This is a genomic window from Chryseobacterium sp. SG20098 (assembly GCF_031844745.1).
Classification (GTDB): domain Bacteria; phylum Bacteroidota; class Bacteroidia; order Flavobacteriales; family Weeksellaceae; genus Chryseobacterium; species Chryseobacterium cucumeris.
In genome coordinates, this window is the sequence record NZ_CP134622.1 from 1965249 (window position 1) to 1977291 (window position 12043).

Below are 12043 nucleotides of genomic sequence, written 5' to 3' on the forward strand. Positions count from 1 at the left end.
GACGAAATACTAAAAATCAAAAATTTGAGGGGATAAGTAAGCAGTTGTGTTAAAATAGAGTTCACAATAAAAAAACAAAAATAGATATGGCCTTTTTTTCGATTAAAAAGAAAAGCCTGATCCTGTGTATGCTGGCCTGTGGGTTATCAGCTTATGCACAAAATCAGGATTCTCTGAAGACCACACCTCCTCCACAGGAAGAAGACAATGTAAAATATCCGCAACTGCAGATCAAAGGCCTTTTTCAGGCACGTTACCTTGTAGGAATGAGTAAAGATGTAGATGTTAACGGACTTCATCACACCGACGGTTCCGGAACTGATAATAATTTCATGCTCAAATACATGAGGGTTCAGGTTCGGGCACAGATCAGTAAACGTACGGAAGTTGTTGTTTTGGCCAACCTTGCCGATTTTAAAAATGATCCCAAAAGCAGAGTTCTTGAAAATGCTTACCTGAAGTATACTTTCAATCCCAAATTAGCAATTACTGTAGGACAGTTCAGACCTTGGTTCGGTATCGAAGAGACCTATCCTATTGATATTATCAAGTCTTTAGACTGGTCCAATCAATACACAGAATTCGGAAAACTGGGCTGGACAAGCTTCCAGATCGGGATGTCTGCTACAGGGCAACTTCAACTGGGAGAAATTCCTTTCCAATATGCTGTTTCAGTAGTGAATGGAAATGGAAAAAACCAGATCAATGATAATGACAACGGAAAACAGTATTCTACCCGTCTGGTTTTCGGATTATCAAAAAAATACCACTTCAATGTAGGTCTGAATGGAGGTACCGGAGAAGTTTTCAGCAAAAAAGTATATGCGCTGGGCGTAGATCTAAGTTCACTGATCCAGTTTGATCCAAAATGGAGCCTTGATATGCAGCTGGAAGCCAAACAGGCAACCAATCACGTTCTATACAACTCCATTGCACCTGAATTACGTCCTGATAATCCTGACCAATATCTTATCCGCGGTGCTTATTTTCTTCCGAATCTAAGATATGAGATCAACCACAAAAATCTCAGCGCCTTCGAATTATCCTGCCGTTACGAATACCTTGATACCAATTTCAGAATGGCTTCCAACCCAAGACAAACAATCACTCCGATGGTCGGATTGGAATTCCTGAAAAATTATGGAGCAAGAATTCAGCTGGGAGTACAGTTTGACCGCTACAAACATCAGGTGGAAAACACATCACAATACAACAATAATCTATTCATTGTACAGGTACAGAGTAGGTTTTAAACGATTAAATAGTTAGTATCATGAAAGAAATTAATATTAAAAACGTAGCGATCACATTTGTTGTTGCGTTGATCATATGGTTCATTCCTGCTCCGGAAGGTGTTGCAGAGAATGCCTGGCATCTGTTTGCCATCTTTGCGGCAACTATTTTAGGAATTATTCTAAAAGCTGCTCCAATGGGAACAATGTGTATGATGGCCATTGGATTTACAGCCCTTACGCAGGTAGTTGCTCCGGGAGATGCGGGGAAATCTATTACCAAAGCGCTTTCCGGTTTTGGAGATAAAGTAATCTGGCTGATCGGGATTTCATTCTTTATTGCCAGAGGATTTATCAAAACAGGATTGGGAAATCGTATCGCCTTTTTATTCATCCGAGTTTTTGGGAAAAGCTCACTGGGATTGGCTTACGGATTAGGACTTGCCGATGTTTGTCTTGCTCCTGCTATTCCTAGTAACACTGCAAGAGGAGGTGGAATTATCTACCCGATCATGAAGTCTATGGCCATAAGCTTTGATTCTGTTCCTGAAAAGCCGGAAACCCATAGAAAGCTAGGGTCATTCCTGACTTTGAACAGTTATTACATGAACCTGATCGCTTCTTCTATGTTCCTTACCGGGACAGCTAGTAACCCGATGTGTCAGAAGTTTGCAGCCAACCTTGGTATTGATATTACCTGGATGTCATGGGCAGCAGCAGGTTTTATTCCGGGTGCAGTAGCATTCTTTATCGTTCCTTTGGTATTGTATAAATTATATCCGCCTGAATTGAAAAAAACGGGTGATGCTCCTAAAATGGCAGCTCAGAAATTAAAAGAAATGGGGCCTATCTCAAGAAATGAATGGCTGATGCTGCTGGCATTCTTCATTCTGTTAGCCCTTTGGATATTTGGAGGAGCACTCTCTATTGATGCTACTACTACAGCCTTTATCGGATTAACATTATTACTACTAACCTCAGTATTAACCTGGGAAGATGTAAAAGGTGAAAAAGGAGCTTGGGATACGATCGTTTGGTTCGCTGTACTGGTGATGATGGCAAGTTCTTTAAATGAATTAGGTTTCATTGGATGGTTCAGTAACCTTATCAAAGTACAGATTGGAGGTTTGAGCTGGCAGGTAGCTTTCCCGGTTATTATTGTAGTATATTTCTTCAGTCATTATATTTTTGCCAGTGCTACTGCTCACGTAGCGGCCATGTATGCTGCCTTGCTGGGTGTCGGTGTTTCTTTAGGAATCCCACCAATGTTACTGGCAATGATGCTTGGTTTCATGGGTTCAATTTACGGGGTACTTACTCATTACGGCCACGGTCCGGCACCGGTATTCTTCGGAAGCGGATATGTTGACCTGAAAGTCTGGTGGCTCAGAGGTCTTGAAATTGGAATCGTTCTATTGATCATTTATATGGTTGTAGGAGGATTGTGGATGAAAGTCTTAGGATATTATTAACCAATAAATCAAAAATATGTTATCAACACTGTCAAGAAAAATGCTGATGTGCCTTACAGGACTCTTTTTGGGATTCTTCCTGTTGATTCATTTCCTTGGAAATCTTCAGCTTTTTCTTCCACAAGAACAAGCGCACCTGCAGTTTAATGCTTATTCGCATTTTTTATCAGGAAATATCATTATCAAAATAGTCTCTTACGTTTTATATGCCAGTATTATTCTGCATGCAGTAGACGGACTGATGATTACTATAAAAAATAAAAAATCAGGAGGCGGTTATCAAACGGACAGACGTGGAAGAGCTAGCAAATGGGCTTCCAGAAATATGGGAATCCTGGGAACATTAATTCTGATTTTCCTGGTGATCCATTTCCAGAACTTCTGGTATATCTATAAATTCGGAAATCCTCCTTTGGATGAAAACGGAAATAAAGACCTCTACATTCTGGTAGTGAATGTCTTTAAAGAATGGTGGTACGTTATCATTTATGTTGTATCAATGATCGCTTTATGCTATCACCTGATTCATGGGATCCATAGTGCTGTAAGAACTCTGGGATTATATCATCCTAAGTTTGTACAATGGTTCAAAACTATCGGGATTGCGTATTCAATCATTATCTGTGTAGGTTTTGCATTGATGCCTGTGTATGTATTCTTCACTTATCATTAAAAGGAACGATTATGATTTTAGATTCAAAAATACCACAAGGCCCATTGGAACATAAATGGGAAAATTATAAAAAGAAAGCAAAACTCGTAAACCCTGCCAACCGTAAAAAACTGGATGTGATTGTTGTAGGAACAGGATTGGCGGGAAGTTCAATTGCAGCTTCTTTAGGGGAAATGGGATATAATGTCAAATCATTCTGTTTTCAGGACAGCCCGAGAAGAGCACACTCTGTGGCAGCACAGGGAGGTGTGAATGCCGCCAAAAACTATAAAAATGATGGTGATAGTGTCTACAGAATGTTTGTAGATACCTTAAAAGGAGGAGACTTCAGAGCCCGTGAAGCCAATGTCTACAGAATGGCAGAATGTTCTTTGAACCTCATCGACCAGGCTGTTGCACAAGGTGTACCTTTCGGGCGGGAATATGGCGGATATCTGAACAACCGATCCTTCGGAGGAGTTCAGGTAAGCCGTACTTTCTATGCGCGAGGACAAACGGGGCAGCAGCTTCTTCTGGGAGCTTATCAGGCTTTAATGCGACAGGTTGGAAAAGGTTCCGTGCAATTATTTTCAAGACATGAAATGCTGGATCTGGTTACTGTTGATGGGAAAGCCAGAGGAATTATCGTAAGGAATTTAGACACAGGAAATATTGAAAGACATGCCGCCCACGCTGTAATATTGGCAACCGGAGGTTACGGAAAAATTTATTATCTGTCAACCCTTGCCATGGGATGTAACGGTTCTGCCATCTGGAGAGCCCATAAAAAAGGAGCTTTAATGGCTTCCCCAAGCTGGATTCAGGTACACCCTACTTCCCTTCCGCAATCCGGAGATTATCAGTCCAAACTGACTTTAATGTCTGAATCATTACGTAATGACGGCCGAATCTGGGTTCCATTAAAAGAAGGGGAAACAAGACAACCCAATGACATTCCGGAAAATGAAAGGGATTATTATCTTGAAAGAAGATATCCGGCTTTCGGAAACCTTGCTCCAAGGGATATTTCTTCCCGTGCTGCCAAGGAAAGAATTGATGCCGGTTTCGGAATCGGGCCTTTGAAAAATGCAGTATATCTTGATTTTTCCAAAGCAATACAGGAACAGGGAAAAGATAAGATTAAAGAAAAATATGGAAACTTATTCGATATGTATCTTAAAATAACAGGATATGATGCGTATAAAGAACCTATGATGATCTCTCCTTCTGCCCACTTTTCAATGGGTGGACTTTGGGTAGATTATGAACTGATGACTACTGTTCCCGGACTGTTTGCTTTAGGTGAAGCTAATTTTGCCGATCACGGAGCCAACAGATTAGGAGCCAACTCTCTTTTACAGGCGTCTGTAGACGGATATTTCATTGCGCCTTACACGATTGCCAATTATCTGGCAGATGAAATTCACACCGGAAAAATTTCACCGGATACTCCTGAATTTGAACAGGCTGAAAAGGCTGTTAAAGATCAGATCAACAATTTCATTAATATTAAAGGAACCAAAACCGTTGATTATTTCCACAAAACTTTAGGAAAGCTCCTCTATGATTATTGCGGACTGGCCAGAAATGAAGAAGGGTTGAAATATGCCATTCAGGAAATCCGAAAACTGAAACAGGAATTTTACAAAGACGTAAGGGTTTCCGGACAGGGAGATAAAATGAATACCGAACTGGAAAAAGCAGGCCGTGTAGCCGATTATTTCGAAATCGGAGAACTGATGTGCTACGATGCCTTAACCCGTAACGAATCCTGTGGAGCTCATTTCAGAGAAGAATATCAGACTCCGGACGGAGAAGCTATGAGAAATGATGCAGAATACCAATTTATTTCTGCATGGGCATGGAAAGGGGAAAATGGTGAACCTGAAATTATTAAGGAACCTTTAATCTTTGAAGAAATTCAGCCAACGGTAAGAAGTTACAAATAAAAACAGAAAATTATGGATTTACATCTTAAGATATGGAGACAGAAAGACAGAAAAAGTGAAGGAAAACTGGTAGGTTACGACCTGAAAGGATTGAATTCTCACATGTCTTTCTTAGAAATGCTGGACACTTTAAATGAAAAACTGATTATTGAGGGTGATGAACCTGTTGAGTTTGATCATGACTGTCGTGAAGGCATCTGCGGACAATGCGGGATGATGATTAATGGTATTGCCCATGGTCCTTTGAAAAATACAACCACCTGTCAGCTTCACTTAAGGTCCTTTAAAGATGGGGAAACGATTCTGATAGAGCCATTCCGTGCTGAAGCATTTCCGGTGAAGAAAGATTTAAAAGTAGACCGTTCTGCTTTTGACAGAATTATATCTTCAGGAGGTTTTGTATCTGTGAATACAGGCCAAGCTCCTGATGCTACAGCAATTCCGGTGACTCACCAAACAGCTGAGGAAGCTTTTGATTCTGCTGCGTGTATCGGATGTGGAGCCTGTGTTGCCACTTGTAAAAATGGAAGTGCAGCTTTATTTACCTCTGCAAAAATCACTCACATGGCACTCCTTCCTCAGGGAAAAGAAGAACGAAGCAAGAGAGTGCTGGATATGGTGGCTCAAATGGATACGGAATTATTCGGGCACTGCTCCAATACGGAAGCCTGTGAAGTAGAATGTCCTCAGGGAATTTCTGTTTTGAATATTGCCAGAATGAATTTTGAATACAACAAAGCTTTGTTTTTCAGAAAGAAAAATTAATCTGAGAAAGCAAAGATGATCATAAGTAAAGGTCGAATTTGTAAATTCAAATTCGTCCTTTTATTTCTTATTCTATCATCGCCACTACTCTGGCGGGAGCAGCAGAACCGCCAACAATTTTAAGGGGAAATACACAGATTTTAAATCCGGATGGAGGTAGTGCGCCCAGATTTGTAAGCTGTTCGATGTGTAAATATTCTTTTTCGATGCCTACGCGGTGGCCTTCCCAGAAAAATTCAGGATCATTGAGTTCTTTGGCTTTCTGAGCCATATATTTCAAAGGAAGATCCCAGCCCCATTGGTCGATTCCCATTACTTTTACGCCCTGATCAATCAGCCATTCTGTAGCTTCTTTACTCATTCCGGTGCCTTTTTCCACAAAATCTGGAGTTCCCATCATTTTGTCACGATCCGTTCTGATCAGAACAATATTTCCTTCCTGAATGGTAATTCCGTTTTTATAGAGATCTTTTTTCAAATCCTCAACAGTGATAGCAACAAAATCTTCTTTATGCGTACAATCAATCACAATTCCGTCTCCATAGCACCATTCCAACGGAATCTGGTCTATGGTTTTGGCAGGCTTCCCTTCCACTACAGGGCCATAATGCCAGGGAGCATCAATATGTGTTGTTGCATGAAGTCCCATATTTTTGATAGTGTCATCTGCCCAGCCTATCCAGTTTTTAGGAAAAAGCCTTGATGGAAGCCTCAATGCCAGACGAATCAGCCAATGTGATTTTCTATGGGCTTTATGTTTAATTTTCACCCGCATGAACCACGGATCTCCTGCATTGTATTGGATAGGTTTTGTCAGATCGACAAGTGTTGTTTTCATATGATTTAGCTAAGAAAACAAAGATAAGGAATAAGGCAAAAAAACGAATAGATATTAGCAAATGAAAAAAGATCAGCCATTACTAATCTTTTTCTAATTCTATCGGGTTTTCATATTTTTTGTTTTCTTCTCGTTCTTTTTGTCTTTGTCTTATCATTTCTTGACCTTGTATAATAGTGGTTTCAGAGCTTTGAAGTACACCAATTAAATTTGCATTAGCATCTTTTAACGCTTTTTCAAATTTCGGTCGAGTCGTTTCAAAAGCTTCATTATATCTATTTTCGTTTATCTTTATTAATTTACCTTTTAATTTAAATGCAGGTGTAGACTTTACTAGCTCAAAATCATATTCTCCTTTATCATCTGTTATTTTAACAATCAATCCAGGCAATCCGCTAAATTTATATGGCCCATAGGGTAATGGAATTTCGGGAGAGTACCAAGCGATCCAATTTCTCCCCTTAAAGGTAACTTCCGCTTTTTTACAATTAATTGTGTTTATTATTTTTGTATCATTACTCAAATTCCAATTTTTAATGATCGGTTCTTTATAGGTAAGTATTGACATTCCAACTAAGTTAAAATACTGTATATTTTCATTTGATTGTATTATAGTAAAGGAAAATTTTGTTTTTGGGATAGACATTCCCTTCGAACTTAACAGTTTTGCTCCATTTTCTAAAGTTTTTATTGGAAGTGCTTGGAATACAGAATCTCTTTTCAGTGACTGAATACTCGCAAAAAAAGCACGTTCATCGCCTATCTGTAATGAAAAAAATTCTTCATGTCTATAATCAGGAGTTGATGTATTCAATTTAGCTTTTAATAAATAGGTAAATTCACCACGCAGACTATCTTTTTTATGTAATTGAGAAAAAAATAAGACACTAAAAAATAAGGCTAATAATTGAAATAATTTTTTATAGTAATACATAGAATTATTTTTGATTGCAAAAAAAATGCACTTATAACATAATAAAGCCATAAGTGCAATAATTAATATGAAACAAATATTAATTACAGTAATTTGCTTCAAGATTAGCAAGCCATTGATTTGCTTGTTCTGCAGTCCAATCTTGAGTTGTAGTAGCAGTCTGGCCACAAAATTCTGCAATCCAAACTTGTTTAACACCTCCTTTTACAGTTTTAAGATCTTCACGAGTCATTTTTTTTAATTTTTTCATAAAATATGTTTTTAGTAAGTATCAAATATATACAACTAATTCACATCTGAAGGACATTTTTTTATTATGTTAAGTATTTGTTTATCTTAGAAATACATATTTTTTACTTAAAAATTTCCGTATAAAATTAAATTGATTTTTATCCTGTTACTTAAACAAAATGCATTCATTAAAAAAAATTCATTTGGATATTTTTTTATATGTTAAATAGTCAATGTCAAACAGAGACTTTACATCTAAAGTCTGAAAATATGTAATTGTTCTGATGTCATATTATCAGATTTAGTGGTTTTGCCTTTTTGCTATTTCGCCTTTTTACTCCCTAAACTCCTCTGGGAATTATAATCTTCTTCGGATCATCCTCATCATACATAATCTCAATAGTTCCCTGTTTAGGAATGGAAGAGAGCTCTAGAAAGCTGACAATTTTCTTATATACCGCAATATGTTCAGTTCCTCTGAAATCTTTAAAACTTACCTGAAACATGATTTGTGGCTGATTATTAACAAGAAGACCTGTCTCACTTACACTGATGATATTGGCTTCAGCATTTCTTCCTGAAAAAAGAATACGTTCTTCTTTTGTATTTTTTAAAAGCCTGCCAAAAATCAACTGAAAAACCAGGACATACATAATGGTCATCACCCCGCTGAAAATAATTGGGTGCATGAATGTCAGAAACCTCCAGCCGAAATCAAAGGATTCTCTCCAATAGAAATAAGAGTATAAGCCAATAACATAAGCAATCAATAATACAAGAAACACAATTCTTAAAATCATTCCTGATGTATTGAATCCCACTTTCTGATCGCTTAAAATAAAGTAAGGCTCCTTTGATGCCTGAGGATTCAGCAGTACTTTTACTTTGTTTCCTGCGTCAAATCTTTTTTCGTATGGTTTAGAATCATGAAACATCGTTTTATGTTCTATCACCGTATTGCTGAGATTAGGAAATGAAAGCGTAACCTGAATGAGATTCATGTTTTTCTTAGCAATGTATTTGAGGAGTTTATAATCAATGATTTTGGCTTCTCTTGGTATTCCGTTCCTAAGAATAGACTTTATCGTATTTTTCTCTTTAAAAGTTGCAATGAAAAGCTTATTGATAAAGAAAATAATCACATATCCCCATATTAACAAAGAAAAACCGAGATACCCATAGCTCACCGCTAATGAATTTCTCGGTTCTGTTGCCAGCTCTTCACTCATCATATAAATGAAAATCGGAAAAGGAACGCAGAAAAAAAAGAGAAAAATTCCCCAGAAAATGATCATAAATTTCATAACTGTTATTTTGTAATCAGCAATAAAGTTATGATATTATTATGGAACCGGAGATTTCTTTTTATACCTCTTTTTCGAAATAAAGTCTGTAATATTTTCCTTTATCATCCTCACCCATCTCGATTTTTTGTCGGTCTCCGTGGATGTAGATATGGAAGTTTTTATCTAATTTAATAATACTTTTAAAGTGTCTCTGTGTCTTTTTCACCGCAGCTTCACTGATTGGAAATTCCTCGGCAATATTCACCTGCATATCCTGTTCGTAATCTGTTTTAAAGTTCACAAAACTTTCAATTACATGCTCATCACCCAGTACTTCATTGGCAAATTCATCCAGCTTAAATTCTTCTTTTTCCTTGAAGAAATTGATAGACTTATTCAGGAAATCTGCCTGGTCTGCTTTGGAAACTTCAAATTCCTGAGGAAGTTGTTTGGTGATATAATCTTTATATACCATCAGGGCTTCCTGCGTGTGGAAATATTCGTCATCACGCTGTTTTACTTTCAGGAAATCTTCGAACCAGTAGTACATATCCCCGTTTTTGTTGTTATCAACTACAGAAAGTACATATCCTGTTTCTTTATTGTTGTTGTAGATCAAAGCTGCTTTATCAATTTTGGATAAACCAATACCCTGATCTTTTTCAATATCAAATGTCTCTTCAGCAGGATTGATTTTCAGGAAAGATTCTCTCTTCTCCGTTTTAAAAATCCCGATTTTATCCACTCTGTCCGGACGGTCGCTTTCATCTTCGAAAAGTACGATGAAAAGCTCTCCACTCTGAACTCTCGGGTTCTCAGCAGCCTCGAAAAGATGTTTGGCAATATTCTCAGATTCCCAGATAAACTTGGATTTATCATCAAAAATTTCAGATACTGCACTGTAAACCGGATTATTCACCAGATAAGTGTCACTGTAAAAATGGAAGGTTTCTTCCGATTTAAAAGAACCTAAAAAGTAGTCTTCAAGCATTTCTGCCATTCCTTCTTCCAGCTTCAATTCCTCCTGGGAAAGTGTCAGCGAATCTCCGTTGATCTTATTTCCGACTCTGTGTACTATTATTTTTGAAAACATTTTCTGAATATTTGGACTGCAAAGATATTCATTCTTATCCTTACTGCGAAACTTAAAAAATGTCATTTTATACTACTCTCTTTTAACCACCCCGTCAAAAATTCTTTGAATTTTCGCCACCCCTCCAAAGGATGGGAATTATCAATCCTCAGATTAATAAGAAGGTGTGATAGCAGCAATTTTTGTCTTTTTATTTTTTCCAAATTGATAAAACCCTTATCATTTTGACAGGCTTTTTTGTTTAAAAAACTCAACTATAAAATCATAATTTATTAATTACCAACATATTAATTACATTCTATTTTCATCGGAATACCATTGGCATCATGATTTGAAAACATAGAAAAATGGACTTAAAGACTTTAAACAGAATCGACAAGCTCAGAAGGTTAAAAAGCAAAGGACCTGCAACTCCAAAATGGCTTAAGCCCTATCATATGCTCTTTTTTGCTTTTTTAACCATTTTCATTTTTGGAGCCTTCATCAAAATGCTCGAACACTATCACCATTAAAATATAATACGATGAACTATTTACAAGCCGTAAAGGAAATCACTGATGTGGTTCCCGATTTTGAAAACGAAGTAAAAGAAATTAAAATTCAAAACTCATACAGCATTATCCGGACGTTTACGGAACGTATTAAAAATATGATCCGCCAGAATGACAGAAATCTGCTGTTCAGAAGTTTACAAAAAATGGACAAAATTTATACTGACGGAGACACGGTACTGAAGAATGCTATTGAAACTACTTTTATTTATTCTCTGGACAATTGTACCGCTTTCTGCAGTGAAAAATACAGAAAAGTGATTTTTAGTCACATTTCTGCCAACCTTCAGAAAGTATATTCAAGACAAATTTACACTCACGGCATATAACCGTTTTGTTACATTTTTTATCCGTTTCATTACAAAGTGTTTAAATTAAACAAAAATAAAAATAACTCACAATCAATAGATTATGAAAAATAAAATCAGAAGAATTTCAGACTGGAAAACCTGGAAAACCACTACTAACAGGCACAATGCAGAAATATTACTCACTCACATCGCTGTGATCGTCGGAGTATTTATTTTTGCAGCCTGTCTTTAAATTTTGGTATACATTTCGCTGCAATATAAAGTGTTTGAAAAATTCTTAATTATGATGAAAGTACAAATGCAAACTATTAATCAAAAAATAGCTGTTGAATACTTAAAATTTTTCTATCCGCCACTTCGCAATGAAATCACCCAGCTGTCTGTACAGGACAATTTCGCCGGGATCATGCAGGCTACCGTGAATTATCTGAAGCACCTGCTGCAAGAATCGAAGATCAATATCATTGCCCATCACATCAAGCTGATGGACTGGATCTACAGAAACGGGAATTCTTATGTAAGAACCATGATTGAAAACCTTTTTGTAAGATCTTTCGAAAGTTTTAAAAAACATGCAAAGATCCAACATTGGAAACTTCTTTACCAATATATGCCTGTAAGCTTTCAGATCATTTATAATGAACAACAGAAGCAGGATCAGATGTATTTTGGAAAATAAATGAAATTAAAAGACGAAAAGACGAATCCATACATTTGCTCTTTCGTCTT

General features: G+C 37.1%; 13 protein-coding genes. 8 read left to right on the forward strand and 5 right to left on the reverse strand.

The genetic code is table 11. From position 1 onward, the window contains the following. Positions 1–86: 86 nt before the first annotated feature. The 5 genes from RHP76_RS08950 to RHP76_RS08970 are packed head-to-tail and all read left to right on the forward strand — an operon-like array spanning position 87 to position 6070. Complete coding sequence (locus RHP76_RS08950) at positions 87–1253, forward strand: porin (protein WP_062674171.1); 1167 nt, start codon at positions 87–89, stop codon at positions 1251–1253. 20 nt (positions 1254–1273) lie between these two features. Continuing rightward, positions 1274–2704 carry an anion permease gene (locus RHP76_RS08955; RefSeq protein ID WP_062674169.1) on the forward strand — a complete coding sequence of 477 codons (1431 nt, stop codon included), beginning with the start codon at positions 1274–1276 and terminating at the stop codon, positions 2702–2704. Between the two features lie 16 nt (positions 2705–2720). Then, positions 2721–3377 (forward strand): succinate dehydrogenase cytochrome b subunit, encoded by a 657-nt coding sequence (locus RHP76_RS08960; protein ID WP_311230001.1) that lies wholly within the window; start codon positions 2721–2723, stop codon positions 3375–3377. A gap of 11 nt (positions 3378–3388) precedes the next feature. Continuing rightward, complete coding sequence (locus tag RHP76_RS08965; RefSeq protein ID WP_311230002.1) at positions 3389–5305, forward strand: fumarate reductase/succinate dehydrogenase flavoprotein subunit; 1917 nt, start codon at positions 3389–3391, stop codon at positions 5303–5305. Between the two features lie 12 nt (positions 5306–5317). Further along, on the forward strand, positions 5318–6070 hold the full coding sequence (locus RHP76_RS08970) for a succinate dehydrogenase/fumarate reductase iron-sulfur subunit (protein WP_311230003.1): 753 nt from the start codon (positions 5318–5320) through the stop codon (positions 6068–6070). Between the two features lie 67 nt (positions 6071–6137). Here the strand turns inward: RHP76_RS08970 and RHP76_RS08975 are convergent, their stop codons facing one another. The 5 genes from RHP76_RS08975 to RHP76_RS08995 all read right to left on the reverse strand — a co-directional run bounded on the left by RHP76_RS08975 (position 6138) and on the right by RHP76_RS08995 (position 10452). Next, entirely contained in the window at positions 6138–6908 is a 771-nt protein-coding gene (locus RHP76_RS08975) for a cyclase family protein (RefSeq protein ID WP_120232011.1), read from the reverse strand. A gap of 82 nt (positions 6909–6990) precedes the next feature. After that, entirely contained in the window at positions 6991–7842 is an 852-nt protein-coding gene (locus RHP76_RS08980; protein ID WP_120232012.1) for a GLPGLI family protein, read from the reverse strand. A 79-nt stretch (positions 7843–7921) separates the two neighbouring features. Then, positions 7922–8092, reverse strand: coding sequence for a bacteriocin-like protein (locus tag RHP76_RS08985; RefSeq protein WP_157885772.1), 171 nt, complete (start codon positions 8090–8092; stop codon positions 7922–7924). A 322-nt stretch (positions 8093–8414) separates the two neighbouring features. Continuing rightward, positions 8415–9377: a hypothetical protein gene (locus RHP76_RS08990; protein WP_311230004.1), complete on the reverse strand. Its 963-nt coding sequence runs from the start codon at positions 9375–9377 to the stop codon at positions 8415–8417. A gap of 61 nt (positions 9378–9438) precedes the next feature. Beyond that, positions 9439–10452: a nucleoid-associated protein gene (locus tag RHP76_RS08995; RefSeq protein ID WP_062674158.1), complete on the reverse strand. Its 1014-nt coding sequence runs from the start codon at positions 10450–10452 to the stop codon at positions 9439–9441. A gap of 523 nt (positions 10453–10975) precedes the next feature. On the opposite strand from RHP76_RS08995, the gene RHP76_RS09000 reads away from it, so the two are divergent. From RHP76_RS09000 to RHP76_RS09010, 3 genes are all read left to right on the forward strand, one after another. Then, positions 10976–11332, forward strand: a complete 357-nt coding sequence (locus RHP76_RS09000; RefSeq protein WP_311230005.1) for a DUF7674 family protein — start codon at positions 10976–10978, stop codon at positions 11330–11332. An 82-nt stretch (positions 11333–11414) separates the two neighbouring features. Continuing rightward, a complete protein-coding gene (locus RHP76_RS09005; protein ID WP_262486817.1) occupies positions 11415–11546 on the forward strand; it encodes a hypothetical protein in 132 nt (43 codons plus the stop codon). A gap of 51 nt (positions 11547–11597) precedes the next feature. Beyond that, positions 11598–11993, forward strand: a complete 396-nt coding sequence (locus RHP76_RS09010; RefSeq protein WP_062674152.1) for a DUF7674 family protein — start codon at positions 11598–11600, stop codon at positions 11991–11993. The last annotated feature ends 50 nt before the right edge of the window (positions 11994–12043 follow it).

Excerpts from the sequence above, each read along its gene's own strand:
- RHP76_RS08960 (WP_311230001.1), top strand. The coding sequence starts at position 2,721 with ATGTTATCAACACTGTCAAGAAAAATGCTGATGTGCCTTACAGGACTC.
- RHP76_RS08995 (WP_062674158.1), bottom strand. The coding sequence starts at position 10,452 with ATGTTTTCAAAAATAATAGTACACAGAGTCGGAAATAAGATCAACGGA.
- RHP76_RS08955 (WP_062674169.1), top strand. The coding sequence starts at position 1,274 with ATGAAAGAAATTAATATTAAAAACGTAGCGATCACATTTGTTGTTGCG.
- RHP76_RS08980 (WP_120232012.1), bottom strand. The coding sequence starts at position 7,842 with ATGTATTACTATAAAAAATTATTTCAATTATTAGCCTTATTTTTTAGT.
- RHP76_RS08965 (WP_311230002.1), top strand. The coding sequence starts at position 3,389 with ATGATTTTAGATTCAAAAATACCACAAGGCCCATTGGAACATAAATGG.
- RHP76_RS08990 (WP_311230004.1), bottom strand. The coding sequence starts at position 9,377 with ATGAAATTTATGATCATTTTCTGGGGAATTTTTCTCTTTTTTTTCTGC.
- RHP76_RS08970 (WP_311230003.1), top strand. The coding sequence starts at position 5,318 with ATGGATTTACATCTTAAGATATGGAGACAGAAAGACAGAAAAAGTGAA.
- RHP76_RS09005 (WP_262486817.1), top strand. The coding sequence starts at position 11,415 with ATGAAAAATAAAATCAGAAGAATTTCAGACTGGAAAACCTGGAAAACC.
- RHP76_RS08985 (WP_157885772.1), bottom strand. The coding sequence starts at position 8,092 with ATGAAAAAATTAAAAAAAATGACTCGTGAAGATCTTAAAACTGTAAAA.
- RHP76_RS09010 (WP_062674152.1), top strand. The coding sequence starts at position 11,598 with ATGATGAAAGTACAAATGCAAACTATTAATCAAAAAATAGCTGTTGAA.
- RHP76_RS08950 (WP_062674171.1), top strand. The coding sequence starts at position 87 with ATGGCCTTTTTTTCGATTAAAAAGAAAAGCCTGATCCTGTGTATGCTG.
- RHP76_RS08975 (WP_120232011.1), bottom strand. The coding sequence starts at position 6,908 with ATGAAAACAACACTTGTCGATCTGACAAAACCTATCCAATACAATGCA.
- RHP76_RS09000 (WP_311230005.1), top strand. The coding sequence starts at position 10,976 with ATGAACTATTTACAAGCCGTAAAGGAAATCACTGATGTGGTTCCCGAT.